The 26,086-nt window shown below is 47.0% G+C and carries 20 protein-coding genes; all 20 read left to right on the plus strand.

What is annotated here, in order from left to right; all coding sequences use genetic code 11:
• The first annotated feature begins 1 nt into the window (after position 1).
• Positions 2 to 460: a phage tail tube protein gene (locus tag MHB82_RS05840; protein WP_110821440.1), complete on the plus strand. Its 459-nt coding sequence runs from the start codon at positions 2 to 4 to the stop codon at positions 458 to 460.
• 228 nt (positions 461 to 688) lie between these two features.
• Positions 689 to 1,111 (plus strand): phage tail assembly chaperone, encoded by a 423-nt coding sequence (locus MHB82_RS05845; protein WP_341174125.1) that lies wholly within the window; start codon positions 689 to 691, stop codon positions 1,109 to 1,111.
• Positions 1,112 to 1,312: 201 nt separating this feature from the next.
• Entirely contained in the window at positions 1,313 to 3,286 is a 1,974-nt protein-coding gene (locus tag MHB82_RS05850) for a hypothetical protein (protein WP_341174126.1), read from the plus strand.
• Positions 3,286 to 3,981 (plus strand): LysM peptidoglycan-binding domain-containing protein, encoded by a 696-nt coding sequence (locus MHB82_RS05855; RefSeq protein ID WP_341174127.1) that lies wholly within the window; start codon positions 3,286 to 3,288, stop codon positions 3,979 to 3,981. Before MHB82_RS05850 ends, MHB82_RS05855 begins: the two co-directional genes overlap by 1 nt.
• Positions 3,982 to 3,994: 13 nt before the next feature.
• Entirely contained in the window at positions 3,995 to 5,005 is a 1,011-nt protein-coding gene (locus tag MHB82_RS05860) for an XkdQ/YqbQ family protein (RefSeq protein WP_341174128.1), read from the plus strand.
• Between the two features lie 6 nt (positions 5,006 to 5,011).
• On the plus strand, positions 5,012 to 5,269 hold the full coding sequence (locus tag MHB82_RS05865) for a DUF2577 family protein (protein ID WP_445671221.1): 258 nt from the start codon (positions 5,012 to 5,014) through the stop codon (positions 5,267 to 5,269).
• Entirely contained in the window at positions 5,266 to 5,679 is a 414-nt protein-coding gene (locus MHB82_RS05870) for a DUF2634 domain-containing protein (RefSeq protein ID WP_341174129.1), read from the plus strand. The genes MHB82_RS05865 and MHB82_RS05870 overlap by 4 nt, the downstream gene beginning before the upstream one ends.
• Complete coding sequence (locus MHB82_RS05875) at positions 5,672 to 6,730, plus strand: baseplate J/gp47 family protein (protein ID WP_341174130.1); 1,059 nt, start codon at positions 5,672 to 5,674, stop codon at positions 6,728 to 6,730. Before MHB82_RS05870 ends, MHB82_RS05875 begins: the two co-directional genes overlap by 8 nt.
• Positions 6,727 to 7,272 carry a putative phage tail protein gene (locus tag MHB82_RS05880; RefSeq protein ID WP_341174131.1) on the plus strand — a complete coding sequence of 182 codons (546 nt, stop codon included), beginning with the start codon at positions 6,727 to 6,729 and terminating at the stop codon, positions 7,270 to 7,272. Before MHB82_RS05875 ends, MHB82_RS05880 begins: the two co-directional genes overlap by 4 nt.
• Position 7,273: 1 nt before the next feature.
• Positions 7,274 to 10,351, plus strand: coding sequence for a pyocin knob domain-containing protein (locus MHB82_RS05885; RefSeq protein WP_341174132.1), 3,078 nt, complete (start codon positions 7,274 to 7,276; stop codon positions 10,349 to 10,351).
• A 99-nt stretch (positions 10,352 to 10,450) separates the two neighbouring features.
• Positions 10,451 to 10,948 (plus strand): phage holin family protein, encoded by a 498-nt coding sequence (locus MHB82_RS05890; RefSeq protein ID WP_341174133.1) that lies wholly within the window; start codon positions 10,451 to 10,453, stop codon positions 10,946 to 10,948.
• A 378-nt stretch (positions 10,949 to 11,326) separates the two neighbouring features.
• Complete coding sequence (locus MHB82_RS05895; RefSeq protein WP_341174134.1) at positions 11,327 to 12,256, plus strand: glycoside hydrolase family 25 protein; 930 nt, start codon at positions 11,327 to 11,329, stop codon at positions 12,254 to 12,256.
• A gap of 887 nt (positions 12,257 to 13,143) precedes the next feature.
• The gene (locus MHB82_RS05900; protein ID WP_341176593.1) at positions 13,144 to 14,790 is read left to right on the plus strand and encodes an ABC transporter substrate-binding protein; all 1,647 of its coding nucleotides are present in this window, start codon (positions 13,144 to 13,146) and stop codon (positions 14,788 to 14,790) included.
• Positions 14,791 to 14,967: 177 nt separating this feature from the next.
• On the plus strand, positions 14,968 to 15,972 hold the full coding sequence (locus tag MHB82_RS05905) for an ABC transporter permease (protein ID WP_095360724.1): 1,005 nt from the start codon (positions 14,968 to 14,970) through the stop codon (positions 15,970 to 15,972).
• Between the two features lie 255 nt (positions 15,973 to 16,227).
• Positions 16,228 to 17,124, plus strand: a complete 897-nt coding sequence (gene nikC, locus MHB82_RS05910) for a nickel transporter permease (RefSeq protein WP_095288969.1) — start codon at positions 16,228 to 16,230, stop codon at positions 17,122 to 17,124.
• A gap of 756 nt (positions 17,125 to 17,880) precedes the next feature.
• Positions 17,881 to 19,761: a molecular chaperone HtpG gene (gene htpG, locus MHB82_RS05915; RefSeq protein WP_193723092.1), complete on the plus strand. Its 1,881-nt coding sequence runs from the start codon at positions 17,881 to 17,883 to the stop codon at positions 19,759 to 19,761.
• Between the two features lie 701 nt (positions 19,762 to 20,462).
• Positions 20,463 to 21,878: a deoxyguanosinetriphosphate triphosphohydrolase family protein gene (locus tag MHB82_RS05920; protein WP_127538113.1), complete on the plus strand. Its 1,416-nt coding sequence runs from the start codon at positions 20,463 to 20,465 to the stop codon at positions 21,876 to 21,878.
• A 17-nt stretch (positions 21,879 to 21,895) separates the two neighbouring features.
• Positions 21,896 to 22,942, plus strand: coding sequence for an MsnO8 family LLM class oxidoreductase (locus MHB82_RS05925; protein WP_341174135.1), 1,047 nt, complete (start codon positions 21,896 to 21,898; stop codon positions 22,940 to 22,942).
• A 332-nt stretch (positions 22,943 to 23,274) separates the two neighbouring features.
• Complete coding sequence (locus tag MHB82_RS05930) at positions 23,275 to 24,987, plus strand: methyl-accepting chemotaxis protein (protein WP_341174136.1); 1,713 nt, start codon at positions 23,275 to 23,277, stop codon at positions 24,985 to 24,987.
• Positions 24,988 to 25,040: 53 nt separating this feature from the next.
• Positions 25,041 to 26,018, plus strand: coding sequence for a TRM11 family SAM-dependent methyltransferase (locus MHB82_RS05935; protein ID WP_445671250.1), 978 nt, complete (start codon positions 25,041 to 25,043; stop codon positions 26,016 to 26,018).
• Positions 26,019 to 26,086 lie beyond the last annotated feature (68 nt).

Here is a 26,086-nt window from a genome sequence, read left to right on the forward strand (position 1 = left end):
GATGGCATTTTTGAAAGCAAGCGATACGATTTCCGGCCAGGAAGGCCGCGCATACGCAACGATTAACGGGCAGACGGAAGAAATGTTCTACGTGAAGACGCTGGAAGCAACGGTGGAGAAACAAAAGGCAGAGGTCAAAACACTGGGCCGTCGCGGCGTTCAGCACAAAGCAACCGGTTGGTCCGGCTCGGGCTCCATGACAATCTTTTATACAACATCTCGTTTCCGTGAGCTGATGCTTCAGTACATGCAAAATGGTGTGGATACCTATTTCGACATTGAAGTGACCAACGAAGATCCTTCGTCTACCATTGGCAAACAGACGGTGACTCTTAAAGGCGTCAACCTCGACAGTGTGATCATGGCATCTCTGGATACCGAAGCAGAGGCGCTGGAGGAAGAAGTGAGCTTTACCTTTGAAGATGTCGATATGCCTGTATCGTTTAATCAGCCGAAGTGATTTTTGAAGTGACAAATATATTAGCCATAGATCTATAACAAGTTTAATTTTAACGGCGGGTTTGTAAAATAAACCTGTTCAACTTGCCTGTGTTACGGGCTATTTGGCGTGTCCAAATTCAGTTGCAATCTCTCTTCGTTTGAAGAGGGGCATTACATTAACAGTACATCACACTTGCTCTTCGCCGCTTCTTGCGGCGGAGGGCCAAATATTGAGGAGGAACGAACCATGAGTGGATTGAGTATGTTTTTTGCGCAAAATGCAGCGTCGGATACTACAGAGGAGTTTATCGTATCTCCCCGTTTTAAGGATGAGAAGGGCGAACCGGTTGCCTGGAAACTGCGCAGCATGACCGAGGACGAAAACCAGGAATGCCGCAAAGCGGCAACTCGCAAGATCAAGGGTAAGAACGGTGTCTACACACCCGACATTGATGCCAACGATTATATGGCCCGTCTGATGAGTGCCAGCGTAGTCTATCCTGATCTGAAAAACGCTGAACTTCAGCGCTCGTATGGCGTGATGGGAGCAGAACCACTTTTGCGTAAAATGCTGCTGCCTGGGGAATTCGCTGCTCTCGGAGAACAGGTTCAGAAGCTGAACGGCTTCAATCAGGACATGAACGAACTGGTGGATGACGTAAAAAACTAATTAAAGAGGGCGATTCGGAAGCTAATCTGGCTTATTACGCTCTCCATGAATTGAACATTCTCCCGCATGAGCTGATGGCATTCTCCGAGCGAGAACGAGCGGCGATATACGCCATGATCTCCATCCGGGTGGAGGAAGAGAAGAAAGAGCGGTCCAAGAACCGTGCGAGGAAAAAATAAAGGGGAAAGGAGGGAGAAATGAATGTATGCCATGTTTGCAAGACTGTATCTGATGTCAAACAAGATGGTTCAGCAGTTTCAAAATCTGCCTGTAGTGATCAATTCGGTATTCAATCCTGGAAATCTGAGCAGAATTCAGCTTGCAGGTAACCTATTGAGAGGCGTGTCAGAAGAACAGGCTAAAGTAAATGCCTCATTTGCGGAAGGTGCTCAGAGGGTAAAAGCTTGGATCGGTATGATCAAATCAGCAGGGCAAACCGTTCTTGTTCCAGCAGCGCAGGAAGAAGATTTGAAACAGCGTTACATGGCCGCGACTGGAAACGATGCGCAGGGTGAGACGATATTTAATCGTTATCGCGCGGAAGCTTTTAAAAGTGGACAAAATGTCACAGATGCTCTGAAGGGAGCGTTATCATTCATTCCGTACGCTCAGAATACGGATCAGGTTGATCAACTAAGAGATATGACTAAACGGTTAAGCATGCTTTCTCCAGATGGGAAAAGTGTGTCGGATGCATCCAGTGCACTAGTAGCTGCGATGAATGGAAATAACGGTGAACTTGCCAAATCCTTCAGCATTCCTGCTGAAGTGCTAAATGGTGCTGGTTTGCAGAAAGCTATTGAAGCATCGGATCTGGATGGATTTATCCAGAAACTTGATGTTATTCTGCAAAAACAAGGCTACACTCAGCAGGCTTTTGATACCATGTTGGACTCACCACTACAGAAGTGGAATGCACTTGTGAATCAGTTTAATGGAGTATTGGGTCAGATTGGGCAGGTAGCACTTGTTGCTTTAACACCATTGCTGGATCGTTTGAACGAGGCGTTCGCGAACGGAGAATTTACTGTTATTATTGATTGGATTAGCAACGCTTTTACGATTGCAGCAAACGCACTAACCATGTTGGTGAACGGGATTTTGTATTTGGCAGGTGTGATACAACAAAACTGGGATATTATACAGCCTATACTAATGGCGCTCGCTATCGTTGTTCTGGCTCTCGTTATCCCGCAAGTCTACAGTCTAGTAGCTGCATGGTTGTTGCTAAATTGGCCGATCCTGCTCGCCATTGCTGCTATTGCGGCGATTATTGGCATTCTGAATCTGATGGGGATATCAGGTACACAGATATTGGGAGCGATTATTGGTACATTTATGATGTTGGCTGAAAGAGTCAGGGTGGTCGTCGCGACAATATGGAATCTCTTTGCTATATTAGGAGATTTTATAGCTAATTTATTCAATGATCCTGTCTATGCAATCCAAAAGCTATTCTATGATTTGGGCATGTTTATTTTGCAAATCTTCTATAATGTAATGTTAGGTGTAGAGGATTTTCTTAATAAAGCTGTAAGTGCAATAGGGAGTGTTGCCTCCTTTATTAATAAAACTTTTGGTATGAACTTGACCGTGATGTCCGCATCGGATATCAAAATTGGCAGTAATACGGTCAAGGAATGGATGGACACGTTAGAATCATGGGAGCCGCAAAGTGATCAAAATGTATTTCATTCAATGAGGATGGATGGACAGTACAATCCTGATGCGTATGGAAAAGGACCGGAGATGGCGGAGAAGTTGCTTTCCGGTTTTTCAACGGGTTCAAAAGCAGATTCCAAAGAAACAAGTTTACCTGGGAATTTTGGCGGCTTTACTCCCAAAACACCTTCCATGCCAACCATCCCAACTACACCTGCTCCCGCTATGGTCCCCAATAACAACATGAGCAACATTAACAAAATCAACAATATCGGACAGGTGGACAAAATCGGAGATGTGGATGGCACGGTGGATGTGACCAGTGAAGATCTGAAACTGATGCGTGAGCTTGCAGAAATGCAGGCTATTCAGCGATTCGTCAGTCTAACACCAACCGTTCAGGTCACCACAGGGGATATTAACAGCGGACATGACGTGGACAGCATCATTAGCAAAATCACCGATGGACTGAACAGTCAGATCGTCTCCAGTGCTCAGGGGGTGTACGGTTAATGGAATACTATATCCAGCTCAGCTTCAACAACCGTTCCGAATACATGTATTTCCCGGTGACACCAGAGAGCATTGAGTTTTCGGATGCGGGGGATGGCAGTTCCTTTGACGTCAGTGCGCTCGGAGAAATTAACGTGATCAAGTCACCCAAGCTGCGTGAAGTCAGTTTCAGCGGTATTTTTCCGGCAGACTACAGCCCTTATCATCTGAATTACGATGCAAGTCATCCGGCAGTACAGAAGGAATATTACAGTGATCCGTATGAATATGTGAAAAAGATAATACGCTGGATGCAGACAGGAAGACCCGTCAGGCTTTTCTTTTCCAGTGCAAGGTACACCATTAACATGGCCGTTTCCATTGAGAGCTTCGACTGGAAGGAGTCAGCGGGTACAGTAGGCGATATCCAGTATGATATCAAGCTGAAGCAGTTCATTTTCTATGCCGCAAAAAAAGTAGTGCCACTCAAGGACAGCAGGGATACTGCTGCTTCGAAAACAAAAACCAAAGCCTCCCGGCCCAATGAAAAAATCCAGGCCAAGACCGTCACACTCAAAGCCGGAGATTCCTTGTGGTCTGTTGCCAAAGCCCATCTGGGAAATGGATCTCGCTGGAAGGAGCTGCAGAAACTGAACGGCATCAAGGATGCACAACTGAAGAAGCTTCCCATTGGTCTGGTGATCAAGCTTCCATGAAAGGAGAGGGAACATGCAGCAGCAGATCAGTTTGGATGGCAAGCAGAGAAAGTTGAAGGAGCAATTATGGCTGGATGATAAGCTGGGCAACATCTGGGATATTAGTGAGATCGCCGGCGAAATTACCTACAAAACCTCCCGCATTGGCAAGCCGTCCTCTCTGGAATTCACGTTGATCAAGGGCAGCTTATTCCAGAATTCGAAGTTCACATATGAGAATGGATACGTCGTAAAGTATGTCAGTAACGAAGTGGGGATATTTTACGGATATATCTTCTCGGTGGACAGTGGCAAGGATGAAAGTGTGAAAATCAAAGCCTACGACCAGACTCGCTATCTGACCGCGAATCAGACGTACCAGTTTGTTAACGCAACCGCTGCGGATGTGATCAGACGAATTGCAACTGACTTTCAGTTGAAGATCGGGGATCTGATTCAGTCGAAATATGTCATTCCGCGTATGTTATTTGATAACAAGAAGCTTATCGATATGATCTGTGAGGCACTGGACAGGACGCTGATTTATGGCGGCAAAAACTATATCTTTTACGACGACTTCGGCAAGCTTGTGCTTCGGGATGTGGAAGAGATGCCCTACGGCTTTGTTATTGGAGATAACAGTCTGCTTACGGATTACAGTTATACCCGGTCGATTGACGACCAGACGTATAACAAGATCAAGCTGTATCGGGACAACAAGGATACGGGAAAAAGAGAAACATTCGTCCATCAGGACTCAGGCAGCATCCGTCAATGGGGGCTGCTTTTTTTGTACCAAAAAGCGGACGATGGCCTGAATGAAGGCCAGATCGATGCCATGTTGAAAACCCTGATGACGCTGCGTAACCGAGAGACTCAGTCATTGAAAGTGGATGCGTTAGGCGATTTCAAAGTCAGGGCAGGCAGTTATGTCAATATTCAGATTGAGGAACTGAAGATCAATCAATATTTTCTGGTAGACGAATGTACACATAAGGTACAGGGAGGCGTGCACACGATGTCGCTGGATTTGAAGGTGGTGTAACGATTCATGATGTTGGATGTAATTAAAAAGGCGGCAGTAGCCGCCGTGGATGCCAAAGCCCCTGTTCAGGTCATGTACGGAACAGTGACGAGGATAGAGCCCTTGGAGGTTACCGTTGAACAACGGCTGACCTTGGCTGAGCCTTTTCTGGTGATGCCGGAATCCGCAGCGAGAAAGAATTGGACTGTCGGTGACCACGTCCTGCTGCTCCGGGCGCAAGGTGGGGACAGTTTTGTTGTGCTGGATCGGTTGGTGAAGACATGATTCCACAAGGTGCACAAATGAGTGCAGAAGAACAGGAAGAACCAGCTGTTGTTCCAAGCGTGACGTATCTGCTTCAACCTTCTGGGCAGCGAATTGGGAGGCTGCATCTGGATGGAAAAGAGGCGGTGAAACAAGCCGTGTACAAGGCATTGTCCACTCGTCGTTATGAGCATCTAATCTACTCATCGGATTACGGCATGGAATGGTCCTGGGAGGGAATGGCCGGACGATCCATGGTGGAATCCGAATTGGAGCGCTGGATTGTGGAGGCTTTGCTTCCGGATGATCGCATTTCGGATGTAACGGAGTTTGATTTTGTTCACGAGGCGGATGGGGTAAGGGTGTCTTTTACCGTGGAAACGGATTTTGGTTCTTTCAGGGGAGAAACGGAGGTGAACATGAATGGTTGAAGAGCAGACGTTTGAAGTCATTTTAGACCGAATGCTGGACAGGGTGCCAGATGGTGTGGATAAACGTGAAGGCAGTATTATCTATGATGCGCTTGCGCCTGCAGCTGTGGAAATGGCTCAGATGTACATTGAGTTGGATATTAACGCGAATCTGAAATTTGCGGACACAGCTTCCGGGGAGTATTTGGACCGAGCGGTGGCCTGGTCTGGCATTACCCGGAAAGCGGCAACCCAGGCACGTTGGATCGGCAGCTTCAAGGACAACGGGGGCAAACCGGTTGAGATTCCATTGGGGAGTCGTTTTTCTACAGGGGATCGGGTGTATCTGGCTGTCGAACGAATGGCAGCGGGGCAATATGTGCTGCAATGTGAGGTTGCCGGAGCGGAAGGCAATGAATATACAGGGGCGCTGCTGCCCATCGATTATATCGCCGGACTGACAACAGCGGAACTGACCCAGCTGCTTGTTCCAGGTGAAGATGAGGAAACAGATCAAGCTCTGTATGACCGATATCAGGACAAAGTCTCCCGTCCGGTAACGAGTGCCAATAAATATCAATATGAACTATGGGCACGGGAAAACTCGGGGGTTGGTAAAGCGAAAGCTTTTCCGCTGTGGGACGGTCCGGGCACGGTAAAAGTGGCGCTGTTAAACAATGAGATGCATGCACCCGCCGAGGCTGTGATTCACGCAGTACAGGATTATATCGATCCAACCCGGGATGGGATGGGTGAAGGCGCGGCTCCAATTGGCCCTGTGGTCACGGTGGTGGGGGCAGAAGAAGTATCGATTGATGTGGAGGTGCAGGTCACACTTGCTTCAGGCTCAACGTATGAGGGGGTAAAAACGCTGATTGAAGAGGGTGTCACTGCCTATCTGAAGGAGCTGGCATTTGCAGATCCGCTGGTCCGTTGGACGCGAATTGCCAATGTCATCCTGGATATCCCGCCAGTGATCGATTATAGCGATCTGTTGGTGAATGGTGGCATGTCCAATCTGGAGATTGTGCCCGGTGCAGTAGCCGTTCTCGGGACGGTGAAGGTGACATGAGTAAAGCTGATGTGCTGATGTCCCTTTTACCCCCGTTGTATGAAAATGTGCTGGAGATGCAGTTGCTAACGGAGACCGAAGGTGAAGAACTGGGCAAGATTGCGGCGGAATTGGAAGGTGTATTGGACCAATTCTATCCGGAGTCTGCGACCTGGGCATTGGAGCGATATGAGAGGGATTTGCAAATTCCAACGAATCCAGCCAAGCCGGAAGAGCAGCGGAGATCCGTCATCATCTCCAAAATGCGAGGAAGCGGCAAAGTTTCAGGTTCGATGCTTAAAAATGTGGCACAGGCGTATGAAAGTGGTGGGATTGAAGTTTCCGTCTCACCCGAGGAATATCTGATTCGAATTCGCTTCATAGATACATGGGGATTGCCGCCCAATCTGGACGATCTGAAGGCAGCGATTGAGGATATCAAACCCGCACATATGACCGTGGAATATCGCCTGCGGTATTTGACAATTGCCGAGGTCGAGAACATGACGTTGGATGAAATCGAACAGACCCGGCAGGATAAATTTTCAGGAGGTGGAGCTTAACATGAATGAACCGAAAACACCGAATCTCGGTCTAAATAAGATTGACCGCAGCTCGCCATCGACAACCTATTTTGATCTGGACAAGTATCTGGATCAGAACTGGGAGAAGGTTGATGATTTTGCAGAGCAGGTAGAGGAGAAGGCCGAAGAGATAGCTGCACAAGTCAATAGTATTCAAGAGCGGCTGGATACGGAAAAGCGTAAAACCGTGACGTTAGAGCCAGGGTTGCAGATTGTTAATGCTGAACGTGCTTCGCCGTTTAAGTTGGAAGGATTGAAAGGCCGGACGCTTGTGAACTTGTTGGGGCGTGATGGGAACGGAGAAAGCCTTTCTGGATGGCATACAACTATTCAAACAAGTTTAGCACTGGATACAACGACTAAATATATGGGAGTCTCTTCCATTAAAGTAACAGCTACTGGATCTGCTCCTGCTAACGAGCATTACGTCGATCATGTAGCTGTGAACGTAAAGGTAGGCTGTTATTATGTGCTTGCGGCGAAGGCAAAGCCGCAAAACATTAAAACTAAAGGACAACTCATGGTCTACGGCATGGATGGCGCCAACCCAGCAGACTTTTTCCCAGAGTCAAACATAGCAAGCGATATAGATAAATATACAACATTAACGCTGAAGTTTAATCCTAAGACAGTAACAAAAGCTATGATTAGATTACGAGTGCTTGATGCCGATGATAATCATATTTATATTCAAGACGGGCAAGCCATTAACTTTGATTCTCTACGTCTTTACGAAATCAGTGCATCTGACTATGCCATGCTAGAAACTATGACACCGGATCAAATGGCTAATAAGTATCCTTACGTTGATAGCGTTCAAGCTGTTCGAAATCCGTATGTTATTCGCTATGGGGATAATTTGTTGCCGCCGTATTATAATTGGGCGTTACCATCTGGAGCTAGCATTGATAGTTCATATAACTTGACATATACCTACACGTCAGGAACCGTAGCATACAATACAGTAGATTTACCGACTGTATCCGGACAAACGTATACATTATCAGTGAATAACAGTGTTGCTAATGCGCGAAACGTGATGAACTTTTATGATAGTGACGGAACAAAGATAGACGGAAGTAGCATAAAAGGGACCACCACTCCTGTTAGTGCTGGAGTTAATACTGTTACATTTCAAGCGCCTGTAGGGGCGAAAACAATGCGCTTGTACTTTTACGGTAATCCATCTGAAAGCGGGACAGTATCATTCTCAAATCCGATTCTTGTCATCGGCAACGACGCCAAACCATTCAAAATACGTGAAGATGCGATGCTCGCGTTGCAAACGGATGTGTTTGCTGATTCAGTAACCGGGTCGAATGCTGATGAGCTCTTCGAAAAAGACGGTCATTACTTTAAACTAGCGAAGTGGAAAAAATTATTAATAGATTCAAAATACTCGTATTCCCTTTATAATTCATATCCCGGTGGCAAGTGTGTCAGATTAATGTATGACATAGCAGATAGAAATAAAAACGTTCTCCCTATTGTAACTAAATTTAACGGAACATACTTATTGGCGGGATCACCTTCTTTATATGTGGATCAATATAGCAGAGGAGATTGGGACACAGGGGCAAATGGTGAGTATTTAGGATTAGGCGTTTCTAGTGCTGACAGTGGATGGGGAGATTCATACACACCGACACCTGAAGAGATTAAGGCATATTTCATGGGATACTTTATGTACACAGCTGGCCAAGATCCTATTAACCCAGGAGCAGGATATAATGGATCTGGTATTAAAGTTTGGACGCCAATATTAAACAAAAATTCTCAAAATTTCGTAACGATTGTACCCACAACTCAAGCACCAAATTGGTTGGCTTACCAACTCGTATATCAACTTGCAACGCCGACTGTCGAATCAATTACGTCAGAAGGTCGATTGACATTTATCGAGGGTAACAACCAGGTGGAAGTTGGAACAGGGATGGTATTAAGAGAACCAGCTAAACCTATTAAATTTGACAATTACGACATTAACACTGGGAAGACAATGGGGAATGCCACTGTATATGCAGTTAGTAAATGGATTGCACTTTATGAAAATGGACATTTGAAACCTAACGGTTGGGGAGTATTTGAAGGCCAAGACAATGGAAAGGCAATTGCGATATATAGACATCGGTATAATCCTTCAGCAGCATATTCCGTTACTTACTTAATGAAGGAGCCGTGCCCAGCATTATCCTTTGTTGGGTTTATATCAGAAAACGAAAAGGCGTTGCTCACAGATCTTACTAAAAATGTGCAACAAAATACGGTATCGATATCCGCACTGCAAATTTCTGCTGTAGATGGAGGAGTGCTTAAAAACTACGTCGATAATAAGCCATGGCAGAAGTACAAAATTACTCAGGATAATGGAAGCGTAATTCAACTTCCGCACAATTCAAACTTAAATAGTATTAAAACTGGTGGGCAATACGATTGTTTCAATGCTATAAATGTACCAGGTGGCGTGGCAAATGCTTGGTTTTACGTCGAGGTGCTAGTTCATTCAAATGCTGCAACTCATGTAATCCAACGTGCTTCAAGATTGGATACGCATAACACACCTACCTTATTCATGAGAACATGTATGGATAATACATGGAGTGCTTGGAGTCCTGACGTTTTTCAATCTGGCGTTGATGCAAAAAAAGGTATCGTGGATGCCATTAACGCCATGGGAAGTAGCGCATCCATGAATGACACATGGTCAATGCTTGCAAGCAAGATAAGGCTAATTAAAACGGGGAAACGATTTGCAACAGGACAATTCGTTATAGGCTCGAATGGAGCTGGTTCAGTGAATGGATTGGCATTTAAACCACGCCACATTACGTTTGCAAATGCTACTAACACACCAAGGTATATTTATTTTGGTGTTTACAGTGAAGAATCACCAAGAAATAATTACAGTTTAGGAGGTACAAGTTTTTTTAACAGAATAGCAGGTCTGGATAATGGTTTATCAGTTGATGATAAAATAGTTCCTACTGTAGATGGATTTAATGTCAGTGGTACAGGAATAACAGATCAAAGGACATACAATTATTTCGCAACAGAATAGCAGTGTCTCATGTTGTCCAGAATTAGGATTTCTAAAGTAGAATTGAAACTATATTACTATGAGATTTTAGTATGGATCAAAATTAAAGGAGGTGAAACCATGGAAAAATGGGACACCATATGGAAGTCTTTTATCGCCCTGCTAAGCAGCTCAGCAACCTACCTCTTCGGCGGCTGGTCAGGCGTGCTCGGGGTATTACTCGTATTCGTCATCCTGGACTACCTTACGGGTATCGCGGCGGCGGGGGCGAGTGGCAAACTCGAAAGTAATGTCGGGATGTTTGGCATCGCGCGAAAGGTATTTATATTTGCAATGGTATCGGTGGCTCATCTGGTGGACGGTGTTCTGGGAGACGGACATTTGTTCAGGGATGCGGTCGCCTTTTTTTATATCGCGAATGAGCTGTTATCCATTATTGAAAATGGGGGCAAACTGGGAGCACCGATTCCGCCTGCGATCCGGCAGGCCATTGAAGTGCTCAAAGGCAAGGGAGGGGACGGGGGGATTCCCGGCAGCTACACTCCTCATTCCAGAGAATCTATTGCACCATCAGATCATATGGACGTGGATGAACAGATTAGGGATGACACGAAGTAAGGATTCAACATTCATTCCAATGTACTCTGACACAACAGACAGAGCGCTACTGAGTCAAAGGTATTTGTATGTGCCATTAGCTACAAGTAGTGAAAGAGACGGAATCGATTCTGAAGAAGCGAAGCGGTCGCCTTTGTCTCTGAATTTTACCCTTTTAAATAATGAATCAAAAAAAATTTGGAGACAACAGCGATCGGAAGAACGATCCGGATCTGGAACGGTCACGTGCCGACTTGGTATGTTTCCCTTGGCGGGTTAATAGATAACCAACTGAACTTGGCTTTTACCATCAACAAGGGACACGCACACAAGCAACCCCAAGCCTCCTGGCATTAACTATATACAAACGGCAATTGCCGCATAAAGGGTGTGAGAAACATGCAAACCAGAAGCTCAGGCAATACGCAGGGCATTGACGTCTCCCGCTACCAGGGCAATATTGACTGGGCCAAAGTGAAGACAAGCGGCATGACGTTTGTGTTCATCAAGGCAACCGAGGGGCAGACGTATACCGATCCGAACTTTCAGAAAAATGTAAGCGGCGCACTGGCGGCAGGCATGCTGGTCGGAACGTACCACTTTTTCCGCGCAACGTCCACGGATGGGGCCAAGGCGGAAGCTGCGCATTATGCCAATACGCTAAGTAAGGTCGGAGGCGCGAAGCCGCTGCAGCTGCCACCAGTCATGGACTACGAGAACAACCCTGGTAATCTGAGCAAAGCCCAGATCAACACGGTAGCCAAAGCCTTTTTAACCGAACTGCAGCGTCTTACGGGTGTTAAACCAATCATATATACGGGCAATTCATTTGCCGGCAATTTTGAACATTCACTTGGCACATATGATCTGTGGGTTGCGCGTTACAGCAGCACACGTGTGCCGGATGACCAGCCTGCCTGGAAACGTTGGACATTCTGGCAGTACACGGACTCAGGCAAGGTGAATGGAATCGGCGGTAATGTGGACATGAATGAGTTTGAGGGATCGGCAGCGGAGCTGCGGGCCAGATATGCAGCAGCCACGCCGAAGCCGCCTGAACCATCCGAGCCTGTGAAACCGACCGAACCACCGAAAGGGGGCGAACCGATGACAGCCGAAGAGAAAGCAGCGTTTGATGCGCTGAAAGCTCAGGTAGACAAACTGCAGGCGCGTCAACAGATGGAAGTTCCGGTGTGGGCCAAAGCAGCCGTAGATGCGGCCCTGGCGTATGACACCAAAAATCCGCTGTTCAGCATCGACAATGGGGCGAGTTATGATTTTTACCGTTTTATTACGGTCATGTATCGCAGAGGTTTGTTTAAGAAGTGAGTTAACATCGACATAATAAAGCTATAATGGACGTTACCAGAGCGGGATTAAGAGGGGGACACATCGGCATTATCATGTCGAATGGTGTTCCTTTTTTGTGTTTTATGTAATTAAAATTAACGTACGAATAAAGTTGAAGACTTATGTCCGCAAAACTCTTGTCTAATTGATGAATGTGATGTAAAGTAAGTTACACGAAATTGTTTTCAACCACTGTTTATTTACATAAATCTCCTCACCATGACAGAGCCTTAACATGATAAGTTATCGTAATGTCTCCCTGTTGTCCAATCCCTGCAACTTCGAACATACACACTCATACACACAGCTCATACAACTACCTTCATGAGAAACTACGACGTTCTACATCCATTTAGCTTTTAACAATTGTTAGATGCTGCCTAACCCTTCCAATGGTCAATGCCAAACTTCATGAACAAACAAACAAACAAACAAACAAACAAACAAACAAACAAACAAACAAACAAACAAACAAACAATATGTATCTAAAACGAGCGATGTTCTACTACCATGTCATGATGCAATTCTCTTGTCCTTTTTGTCTTCTAACTCAATTTTACATCCACCCAAAAAGTAGAATGCTGTTGCTAATTGACCTAAGTTCAAATATTGCGCAACTGAGACGAACTACCCCTTCACTAAAAGGAAGTCTTTTGAATTCACAAAAATTCTATCTGGGTCCATAAAACCGTAAAAAACGAATAGTAATCCATCTTATCCTAATACGATCACAAATACAGGTATCACAGGCACCTAAAGCCTTTCATTGATACAAGCAAGCACCGAACCAATGGCTATCATTGAAGTTTTTTCACGCCAGCATTACACACATTATGAGACAGGGAAGGGTGTTGTACGTATGCGAATGAGAAAGAAATGGATGTCCGGTTTTGTGACTCTGGCTTTGAGCACCGTCTTGGTGTTGTCCGGCTGCTCCAGCAATGAAGAAACAGGCAATTCACCTGCTCCGGCAGAAGGTGCCGATCCCCCAACAGAAACTGCAGCCCAGGATACGATGATTATGGGCCGCGGCGGGGATTCGGTGGCATTGGACCCTGCGATTGTAACAGACGGGGAGTCGCTGAAGATTGGGCACCAGGTCTTCGACTCATTGCTGGATTACAAGGAAGGCGAGACGGAGGTCGTTCCTGGTCTGGCAGAGAGCTGGGAGATTTCGGCGGATGGTCTGAAATACACGTTTAAGCTGAAGTCCGGTGTGAAGTTCCATGATGGAACAGATTTCAATGCCGATGCTGTTGTGTTTAACTTCAACCGTTGGAGTGATCCGGCGAGTGAGTATAAATTTGAAGGGGATTCCTTCGACTATTACGATTCCATGTTTGGGCCAGAGGATGGCCGTGTCATCAAGGAAGTGAAGGCGATTGACGAGACAACCGTTGAGTTCACACTGAACCAGCCGCAGGCACCTTTCCTGCAAAATATCGCGATGACCCCATTCGGTATTGCCAGCCCAACAGCGATTCAGGAGAAAAAAGAGAATTTCAAAAGCGAGCCCGTGGGCACAGGCCCATTTGTATTCGTAGAGTGGAAGCGGAACGACTCCATCACCCTGGAGAAAAATCCGAATTATTGGAAAGAGGGCTTACCGAAGCTGAAGAAAGTCATTGTTCGTTCGATTCCGGACAACACGGCACGCTTCAATGCCCTGCAAAATGGCGAGATTGATGTCATGGAGGACTTGAACCCGGATGATCTGTCCATTCTCGAAGGCAACAGTGAGCTGCAGAAGATCGAGCGTCCACCGTTCAACGTGGCGTATATCGGCTTTAACTTTAAGAAGAAACCCTTTGACGATGTAAAAGTAAGACAAGCCCTCAACCATGCGGTGAATAAACAGGGCATTATCGATGCGTTCTTTGCCGGACAGGCTCAGCCTGCGGTAAACCCTATGCCGCCAACGCTGTGGGGTTACAACGATGCCATTGAGGATTATCCGTATGATCTGGAAAAAGCAAAAGCATTATTGGCCGAAGCCGGCTTCCCGGACGGATTGCCAGACCCGGTGACGTTCTATGCAATGCCGGTGTCTCGTCCTTACATGCCTGACGGCAAGAAGGTGGCCGAAGCGATTCAGGCTGATTTTGAGAAAATTGGAGTGACTGTCAACATCGAATCGCCGGAGTGGGCGACATATCTTGATGATGCAAAAGCCGGAGAGAAGGACGACATCTACATGCTCGGCTGGACTGGAGACAACGGCGACCCGGATAACTTCCTGTACACGCTGCTGGATAAAGACGCAATTCCGGGCAACAACCGCAGCTTCTATGTAAACGAAGAGCTGCACGTGCTGCTGACGGATGCGCAGAAAGAGACGGATCAGGACAAACGCGCCGAGCTGTACAAACAGGCTCAAGTCATTATCAAGGAAGATGCACCGTGGATTCCACTTGTGCACACGACACCTATTCTGGCAGGCAAAGCAAACCTGAAAGGTTTTGTGCCTTCCCCACTGGGCAGCGAATCCTATGCAAATGCTTATTTTGAATAACGGATATATGTGAGCTGAAATCATCATCATTTTTCTACATTACATCTTTCAAGGCGCTGGTAAACACGCAATGCTTGGCAGAATCCACATCTGGTCATAACAATCTAAAGCATTCTTGTCTATCAGCGCTTTTATAATTGCATGTTGCATGATACGTCAAAGGCAGGTGAATAGGGATTGAACAGTTATATTGTCAAACGCATACTCGTGCTGCTGCCGGTGCTGCTCGGCATGACCCTGATCGTCTTTTCCATCATTCATGCCATCCCGGGCGATCCGGCGGAGACGATACTTGGGCAAAAGGCAACCGAACAGTCCAAGCAAGCCCTTCGGGACCAGCTCGGACTTGATAAACCATGGTTCCAGCAGTACTTCGCTTATCTTGGCGATTTGCTCCAAGGTGACTTGGGCACATCCATCCGCACCAAGGTGCCTATTGCCCAGGAAATCGTACCTTACCTGACAGCCACTCTTGAACTGACGATGGCGAGTATGCTATTTGCCGTCATTATTGGTGTTAATGCAGGGATCGTCAGCGCATGGAAACATAACTCCTGGTTCGATTACTGCTGTATGGTTATTGCCTTGGTTGGAGTATCGATGCCGATCTTCTGGCTTGGTCTGATGGAACAATGGCTGTTTGCCAACAAGTTGCACTGGCTGCCGTCCATTGGAAGAATGAACGCACGTGATCCCGTTGATGCCATCACCGGTCTCTATGTGCTGGATACGATGATTGCCGGTCGTTGGGACCAGCTGTGGACTGTAACCAAACATCTAATCCTGCCAAGTGTTGCGCTTGGAACAATTCCGATGGCCGTTATTGCCCGGATGACTCGCTCCAGCATGCTTGAGGTCATGAGTTCGGATTATATCCGCACCGCAAAGGCGAAGGGACTCGGTCCGTTTTTTGTTGTATATGGACATGCCCTCAAAAATGCCTTTATTCCGGTCCTGACTGTTATTGGCATCCAAACTGGCTCTTTGCTCGGCGGCGCGGTACTGACCGAAACAATCTTCGCTTGGCCTGGTGTGGGGCGCTATATATATGAAGCGATTAGTTCGCGGGATTATCCGGTCATACAGAGTGGCATTCTGATCGTTGCCTTCTTTTTCGTATTGATTAACCTGATTGTCGACTTGCTTTACGCTGTGTTTGATCCCCGGATTAGCTATAAGTAGGAACTCCATCATTTGTTTTGATGAATGAATATTCAAATCAGATAGATATCAGAAATTACACGATACGAAGAGTGCAGAACCAATCTGTAGAAGCGGAGCGTTGGCATTTATCAGCAGATTTTTACCATTGAAAAAGGTGGATCAACAAATCTGGGGATAACAGCGATCGGAAGATGGTTCAGCAATCGTAGTCCGAAGTGTTATTGGACTCATTCTTCTTATCTTCCATTCATAGCCAAAGAAGGGAGACGCCGCATGGCCAAATTATCGACCAATACCGGACAATCCATAGAAGCAGCATCGGCACGTGCATCCGGTCCATGGCGGGAAGCCTGGAGAACGTTTCGCCGCAATCGGCTGGCGCTCGCCGGACTGATCATTATTGTGTTTTTCATCCTGTTGGCCTTCCTTGCACCATACATTTCTCCTTATGATTACAAGGAACAAGTGCTGACGGATCGGCTTCAGGCCCCTTCGGCAGAGCATTGGTTTGGTACCGACGATCTGGGGCGTGACGTATTTTCCCGAGTGCTTCACGGAGCCCGTATCTCCTTGTGGGTGGGGTTCTTCTCGGTGATCGGTTCCATTATTGCGGGAGCATTGCTTGGACTCGTTGCCGGATTTTATGGAAAATGGGCAGACATGCTCATCTCGCGTCTATTCGATATTTTGCTGGCCTTTCCGGGCATCCTGCTCGCGATTGCCATTGTGGCAATCCTTGGTCCCTCGCTGCAAAATGCATTACTCGCCATAGCCATCGTCAACATTCCGACTTACGGACGATTGGTGCGTTCGCGTGTACTTAGCTTGAGACAGGAGGAATTCATTACATCTGCCCGCACACTGGGTGCGAATAATATGCGAATTCTGTTTCGTCATATCCTGCCGAATAGCCTTACCCCGCTGATTGTTCAGGGAACACTGGGCATCGGGACAGCCATTATTGAGGCAGCCGCACTGGGGTTCCTCGGCATGGGTGCACAACCGCCTGACCCGGAATGGGGCAAAATGCTCTCGGATTCCCGTCAGTTTCTGCAAAAAGCGCCGTGGACGCTTATCTTTCCCGGCCTTTCCATCATGCTGACGGTACTCGGCTTTAACCTGCTCGGCGATGGCTTGCGTGATACCCTTGATCCGAAGATGGTGAAATAAATGAAGGAATGCGCTCGATTCTTTCATTGACCTACTTTTTTACCTGATATTAGCCAGGCTGACTATTTCAGCTATACCAATCAGAGAAAAGCCTGTTCGAACGATGATTCGAGCTGGCTTTTTGTATTGTCTAATTGATTACGTTAAAATCAAATATGCGTGTATAAATGAAGTGTTAATCTACCATTTTGTTAAAATAACGCCCGGCGTATTGACACCCAATTTTGCCATATGTTATATAAAAGAAAGGGTTTAGCACTCCGGTCACCTGAGTGCTAACACATGATCCTTTATACTACAGCGACTACATATGGAATGATTGTGTTTTGAATGTAGAAGTCAACTGAAAGAGCGCGAGGCTACATTGTGGACAGAAAATACTTTGATAAAGAGCATAAATGATCAACAGAACTTGTATTTGTCTCAACTTAAAATTGGCTGTGATTAACCGCGAAGGTAGTGGAGGGGACGAAATCGATTCTGAAGAAGCGAAGCGGTCGCCTTTATCACCAAATTTCTCCCTTTTCAAAAGGGAATAAAGGGAATTTGGGGATAACAGCGATTGGAAGAACGATTCGTAACCGGAACGGCCACACCGCACAATGTCATGTTTTTAATTGAGCTTATACAAGAGTTCAGAAAAGGATCATAGAGATTAAAGAGTTCTATCCACTTAGCGGTTTTGTGAATGTTAAGCTTCTTTCTATATTCAATCCAATCATTCTATATCCCAAATTGAAAGGAGAACACCCATTCATGGCCAAGAAACAGTTCCAGGCAGAATCCAAACGTTTGCTGGATATGATGATCAACTCCATCTATACCCAAAGAGAAATCTTTTTGAGAGAATTGATCTCCAACTCCAGTGACGCCATTGACAAAATATATTACAAAGCCCTTACCGACGATACACTCGTCTTCAACAAAGAGGACTACTACATTAAGCTGACCATCGACAAAGAGAACCGTACGCTCACGCTGACTGATACCGGAATCGGGATGAGCCAGGAAGAGCTGGAGAACAATCTCGGGGTTATCGCGAAGAGCGGCTCGCTGGCATTCAAAAAGGAAAACGAGGCCAAAGACGGCCATAACATCATCGGACAGTTCGGGGTTGGTTTTTACTCCGCGTTTATGGTGGCGGACAAGCTGACTGTAACGAGTAAGACGCTGGGCAGCAACGAAGCCTGGAAATGGGAGTCCGAAGGTGCGGACGGATACACGATCACTCCAGCTGAGAAAGATTCCGTAGGTACGGAAATCGTCCTGACGATCAAACAGAACACCGAAGAGGATTCGTACGATGAGTTTTTGGAAGAGTATCGCCTGAGATCCATCATCAAGAAATATTCCGACTTTATTCGTTACCCGATCAAGATGGATGTGACAAGTCAGCGTCCGAAGGAAGGTACGGAGAACGAGTTCGAGGAGTACAAGGAAGAGCAAACCGTGAACAGCATGGTGCCGATCTGGCGCAAAAACAAAAGCGAGCTGACCGAAGAAGATTACAACAACTTCTATATGGAGAAACGGTACGGTTTTGACAAACCGCTCAAACACCTGCACATCAGCGCAGATGGCGCTGTGGTATACAATGCCATTCTGTTTATTCCAGAGAGCACGCCGTTTGATTACTATACCAAAGAGTACGAAAAAGGCCTGGAATTGTACTCAAACGGTGTCCTGATCATGGACAAATGCGGCGATCTGTTGCCGGATTACTTCGGATTTGTCAAAGGTATGGTGGATTCGGAAGACCTGTCCCTGAACATCTCCCGTGAAATGCTGCAGCATGACCGTCAGCTGAGCTTGATCGCGAAAAATATCAAAAACAAAATCAAGAGCCAACTGCAAAGCCTGCTGAAGGACGATCGCGAGAGCTATGAGAAGTTCTATCAAGCGTTTGGACGTCAGTTGAAATATGGCGTATACAGCGACTATGGCGTAAACAAGGATACACTGCAGGATCTGCTGCTGTTCTCTTCTTCCAAAGAGAAGAAGCTGGTCAGCCTGGACGAGTACGTTTCCAGAATGCCTGAAGATCAGAAGTATATCTATTACGCATCGGGTGAGTCCATTGAACGGATCGAGAAGCTGCCTCAGATCGAGGGTGTACTGGATAAAGGATATGAAGTGCTGTACTTCACGGAGGACATCGATGAATTCGCGATCAAAATGATCATGAACTACAAGGAGAAAGAGTTCAAATCCATCTCCAGCGGTGACCTGGGTATCGAAGACAGCGAGGATAAAGAGAAAAACGAAGCAGAAGACAACGACAACAAAGAGTTGTTTGAAGCAATGCAAGCACAGCTGGCAGGCAAAGTAAAAGCCGTCAAAGCTTCCAAACGCCTCAGAAGCCATCCGGTATGTTTGTCCACCGAAGGTGAACTGACCATCGAGATGGAGAAAATTCTGAAAGCCATGCCGAACAGTGAGAATGTACAGGCAGATAAGGTGCTGGAGATCAATGTCAACCATGATGTCTTCAAATCTCTGAAAGATGCTTACGCGCAGGATAAGGAAAAACTGAGTCTGTACACTAGTCTGCTGTACCATCAGGCATTGCTGATTGAGGGCTTGCCGATCCAAGATCCGGTAGAGTTCACAAACGACATCTGCAAAGTGATGGTGTAATCGCATCACCGGGCTGAGTTTTTAAGTAGCATGCAATTTCACGCTATCAGCACTCTCTATAAGTAATAGGCCAGCAAGCGCAGCGCTGACCATCTGCACCCGACAGGGCATTCCGTCCCTGTCGGTTTTTTATTTTCTCTCCCTCCAAAGAAACAAATAGGAGACAGTAGATCATGAAAGGCCGCGCTTGAATTGAGAATGAGTTTGTCTTTTGCCAATTTAGTAATACTTTAGATTCTACGAATATCCTGTTTTGTCGAAATCCATAACGGTCAGCTGCGAAGTAGTGGAGGGGACGGAATCGATTCTGAAGAAGCGGAGCGGTCGCGTTTGTCTCCGGGTTTTCCCCTTGCCAAGGGAAATTCAGAAAACCTGGAGACAACAGCGATCGGAAGAACGATCCGTAACCGGAACAGCCACGGCCACCAATGCTCATTAGCACCTTTTAACCTATAATTTTGAAGTATTGGAATGTATCTCTACATTCCCTGAATGGTTTCATATTTTGATGTATGTTGATGTATATCATTATTCATTTAGGTGCACGGATGATAGTCTGTCGGGGTATAATAAAAGTAGAAGACTGTACATCACAAGTTGATGTGAGAAGAGATGACAATCACAGACAGGTTTTGCTTTTCGAAACGACGGATGTTGTGTATAATCACTCAAAATAGAGACAGTCGGCTAGGAGTGATCACATGCAATGGAACGATTTGAGAGAACATAGACAATATCCTGAACTTACCAAACTGGATGGAGCTCGTGCAGCGTATGAGCGGGACTATTCCAGACTGATTCATTCACCGACCTTCCGCCGGTTGCAGGGCAAATCCCAGGTGTTTGGTGCCGGAACAGGCGACTATTATCGCACCCGGTTAACCCACTCCCTTGAGGTTGCACAGATCGCACGAGAGGCGGCAAGAAGCCTACTTCGTCGTTATCCCCAAGTGGACTGGAGTCAGGCGGACAGCCCGGGGCTTATTATTGATTCGGAAGTGGTGGAATGTGCTGCAATCGCACATGATTTCGGACATCCGCCGTTTGGACATAAAGGGGAAGAAGTACTGGATGGTATATTGGATGACCTGATCAACACCGAGGTCAAGAAGATCATGAAGAAGAGCCGCGGAGCGAAATCACCCCAACAGGAGCCTGAGGTTCGTGCAGAGCTGAAGCGGAAATATGAGCATTTTGAAGGCAACGCACATAACTTCCGTCTCATCATGTTCCTGGAGAAGCGGGAGGACATCGACGGTCTGAATCTGTCCGATGCGGTGCTGCTTGGAATCAATAAATATCCCTACCCAGGTACGGAGAGCAAGAAGGGCATGTACCATCATGAGTGGCAATATATCCACGAGATTCGTAATCGTTGGAACATGCCGGCAGGCAAAAAGACGCTTGAAGCACAGCTCATGGACCTCTGTGACGATATTGCGTACTCCGCGCATGATCTGGAGGATGGCATTAAAGCAGGCAAGATTGAAGTACATGAGCATTTCCTGCAGGACCCGCACATTCATCGACTGATTGTGGATAAGATTACTACACTCGAAGATCTGTTCTGGAATGGATGGACGAGAGAGGCGATTGGGCAAAAGGTAGAAGAAGTGCTCGCTTCGTTCCTGCGCGTTTGGAATGAGAAGATGCCGTTCTGCGAGCATGATTACTCCCGTACCCGCCGCGAGGTCAAGGCATACTGGGTAAGCCTCTTTGTGGGCAGTCTGGGCGTAATTGACGATGGGGATTGGAAAAAGGTGACGTTTGTCCGGGAAGGTGCAGAGGATCTTGATATGCTGCGCACGGTGAGTGTTCTCAAGAGCTTTGCATGGGTGACCATGATTCGTGATCTGCGTGTGCAGCGACTGCAAAAACGCAGTGAATGGATGATCAAGCGTCTATGGGATGCATTCCTTGACCCGGAAACGTCCAAGTCCATCATTCCATCCGACTGGCTGCAGCGCTATGAGAAGGATCAGGCGAAGGCTCATCCGATCTGGACATGGGAGCACATGGTGATTGATTATATTGCAGGCATGACGGATGCGTTTGCCGAGAAAATATACAATGAATTGTATGGTCTGAAGGTAGGTTCCATCTACGATCTGGACTAGAATAAGGAGTGAGAAGCTTGGATACAAACATCGGCACAGGCTCAAGTGAGTCGTTCAGTCTGGGCGTGCTCGACCTTGTGCCAAGGTTGAATGGAGCTGCAGCGGAAGAGGCATTACAGCAGTCTGTATCCTTGGCTCAACTTGCCGAAGCCTGGGGATATACCCGGTACTGGACGTCCGAGCATCATGATATGGAGGAGCTTGCATCCGCATCGCCTGAAGTTCTGCTCTCGCATATTGGTGCAAGGACAGCAACCATTCAGCTGGGTTCGGGTGCGGTGCTGCTGCCGCATTACAGTCCGTTGAAGGTTGCAGAGTCGTTTCGGCTGCTGGCTGCACTGTACCCAGGCAGAATTGAGCTGGGACTGGGACGCGCGCCTGGAGGTGGACCGCATGCCACCATGGCGCTAAGCGGAAATTATTTGCAGCATGTGTCCAAAATGCCTGAATCACTCGCGGCACTCACTGAATTGCTCGAGGATCGGTACAGCTATGAGGAGCATCGCGTAACGGCACGTCCGATCCCTGGACTTCCCGTATCCCTGTGGATGCTGGGTACCAACGTCAAGAGTGCCGAGTTTGCTGCACGGTTTGGCATGGGGTATGTATTTGGTCAGTTTATGAGTGACGCCGATGGTACCGAAGCGGTGAAGCGTTATCGGGATGGGTTTACCCCCAGTAAAACGTTGAACGAACCGCAAGTGATGGTTGCGGTCAGTGCAATGTGTGCAGAGACAGAGGAGGAAGCTCGGGACTGGAGCCGCGAAATGGCAGATCGGCGCAGGCAGAGTGGACAAGATGCACCAGCCCTGCACGCTGCCGAGAAGGAATCTAACTCTACTACAGGTACGGGTGGTCAGATCAACGTTGAGAAGGGCGAGGGTGAGGACGAAGCGCGTAAACATTTTGCAGGAACAGCGCCGCAGATCTGGGAACAATTCGGGCAGGTAAGCGAACGACTGGGGACGAAGCAATTTCTGGTAGTTACAGCCGGACCTGATTACGAGCGAAGACTTGCGTCTTATCGGTTACTTGCCGAGTTTGGTAAAAACATGGTGAAGTAAGAGGTGTTTTGCTAGTTTTCATAGTGTTAACCCCATAATCTAATACGTCTGAAGGGTTGCAGATCGGTATTCTCCGCATGCTGCAGCTCTTTTCCATTTTATCTCGCTGATGCTTTCTGATATATTCCTATGACCTCAACGTGTATACGAGGCACAAGATTTTACGAAACGAAGCATGTCCTAAACAAAATAATGTTATAATACTTTACGTCAGTTTACCCATAGAGATATGATAAAAGAGTATTTTGCAAGATGCCAAAAGAAGGGTAAAACCAAGACCAAAGAACCGAAAATTCGGAGGTTGGCCGAATCCGGTATAAGGGGGAAATCACATGTTCAGCAGATTCAAGGTCAGGAGTATCGGTCTGCGTATCAGCATCGCGTTCTATTTATTAATCCTCTGTTTACTTCTCCTTAGTGTCACTATTGTTACTCGGTTGAACTCCATGGAAGCGAGTACCAATGAGATTACGGGGAACTGGATGCCTTCGATTCAGCAAATCAATAGGTTGAACTATACCACCGAACATATTTTGTCATTGAGTTACCGGCACTTTGATGCTCCGGATGGAGACAAGGCTGAACTCGCTGAAGAGCGTACCAATTACATTCGCGAAACGGCACAGACGATTAAAATATACGACCAGCAGGAAAAGGCGGCTGACGAACAGGAGCACTGGGATGCATTCAAGACGAAGTGGGCAGCTTACCTTAAGCTGAATACCCAAGCAATCAATTTGAGTGATCAAGGACAATCCCAACTAGCGAAGGAAGTGTCAGAAAAAGGGGCTGATTCCTTTGACGCTATGCAGGTCGATCTGGATTATCTGGTCGAGTATAATCAGAATCAGTCGGATCTCTCGGCAGCACAAACCATCAGGTCTGTGCAGAATGGCCGAATGATCATTATTGTAGGGGTGCTGATCATGATTGCGATCACGGCGATCGCGATTCCGATTATCCGTTCGCAGGTCGTGAAACCGCTGCTCCGGGTCATTAGTGCAGTGAAGCTGATTGCAGAAGGCCAACTGAATGTGCAGGATATACATACCAAGCACGAAGATGAAGTAGGGCTCTTGGCCAAAGCGGTAAACACGATGAAAGGGAATCTGACTTCCATGGTGTTGAATGTCAGACGTGTTGCCGAAGCGGTGAATCGCCAGAGTAACGAGCTGGCCATTTCTTCGGAAGAAGTCAAAATTGGAAGTCAGCAGATTGCCATAACGATGGAAGAGTCAGCCAAGGCTGCAGAGAGTCAAGCCGTAACGGCAGTCGAATCAGCACGTACGGTTGAGGGATTGAACGTTCACATTCAGCAGCATGCTAATCAAGGGAGCAAGCTTAGTGCGATGTCAGAACGTGTGTTGGAGCAGGGATTGAATGGACGGAAGGCGATGGAGCAATCGGTGCAGCAAATGCAGCAAATCTCCGGGGCTGTCTCGGCTTCGATGGATCGGATGGAGCAGCTAAACCGTAAAAACGAGGATATTTCCAAGCTGGTCCAGGTGATTCGTGACATCGCCCGCCAGACCAACCTTCTGGCATTGAATGCTTCCATTGAGGCAGCCCGCGCTGGAGAGAGTGGTCGTGGGTTCGCCGTGGTTGCAGCCGAGGTGCGGAATTTATCGGAAGCGGTCCAGACTTCAGTGGAGGAAATTACAGTGATTACGGAAGATATCCAACAGGATTCCCAGGGAGTTGTTGCTGAACTGCGTACAGGTGTCCGGGAGACTGAACTGGGGCAAGAACATGTGCGAACTTCGGGGAATTTGTTCCGAAATATTAATGAATCCGTAGAGGAAATGGTTCACGTGATTGGCATGATGACAGCTGGGTTGGAAGGCATGCAGGATGCAAGTGGACGCATGAATGATTTCAGCCAACAGATCTCGGCAGTATCGGAGCAATCTGCGGCAAGCGTAGAGGAAGTTTCGGCTTCGGCTGAAGAACAGGTAAGCTCCATGGAAACGATTAGCGGCAGCATTCAATCATTGAAGGAATTGTCGGATGACCTGCTAACTTCCATCGAAAAATTAAAAATATAAACCTTCTTCTTATAATAGAAGAAACATGAAGGACGGCTGCAATTTTGACTGAAATCAATTCGACCGACATCACAAGGAGTTCAATCAACCAAGATTACGTCTATACGTTTGCCTGTCATGAGAACGAGCGTGAATTATGCTCACTTGAGCTCAATACGCTGCTTGGATCCAGGCTGGAAATGAATTCGGATTTACGCTCATATGTCCGGTCCAGTATATGCATTCCACCAGGCAGAAGCCCGTTTATTCATGGAAGGCTTGATGTGATATCGGAAGCGGATAGCGTGAATGATTTGCTTCCGGCTGCAGCGAAGGTTAAATTGCTTCCGGAAGAAACGTTCAAAGTGGTATGTCTGAAAGAAGGAGACCATATGCCTGATTATGAACATTCCCGTCAGCTGGAAAGAGAAGTGGGAATGTGCATCAAGGGCAAGGCGCAGATGAAGCGCCCAAAAGTGACCTTTGGACTAATACAAACAGGTAGAAAATGGATCTTGGGTCAGTGGACAGAAGCGGATCGATCGTGGCACAGTCATCAGCAGAAGCCGCAAAACTACTCCACGGGTTTCGGAGTTGCGCTGGCCAGATCTCTCGTTAACATTGCTGTACCGAACATCCTGAACCAGCGGCTGCTTGATCCATGCTGCGGCATGGGTACGGTAGTCATTGAAGCACTCTCCATGGGGATTGAGGCAAGAGGGAACGACCTGAATCCGCTGGCCAATCAGGGAGCACGCATCAATTTGTCGCACTTTGGTTATGATCCTGCTTGTCTTACGCTGGGTGACATGAATGAATTAGACGGTTCTTACGACGCAGCGATTTTGGATATGCCCTACAATCTGTGTTCCGTCCTTCCAGATGAAGACCAGCGCGTCATGCTGACAAGTCTGCGCAGGCTGGCGAAACGGGCTGTAGTTGTCTCCACGGAATGGGTGGAAGAGCATTTGCTTGCCGCGGGGTGGGAAGTGAATCAGTATTGCGCTGTGCGTAAAGGAACGTTTATACGTCACGTTTGGTTATGCACATAGTTATATAGTAGAAGAAAACCTCCAACTCGGAAGAAATGATTTCCGGGAGTGGAGGTTTTTTTATATCC

The sequence above is a fragment of the Paenibacillus sp. FSL K6-2862 genome (genome assembly GCF_038005125.1).
In the GTDB taxonomy this organism is placed as follows: domain Bacteria; phylum Bacillota; class Bacilli; order Paenibacillales; family Paenibacillaceae; genus Paenibacillus; species Paenibacillus illinoisensis_A.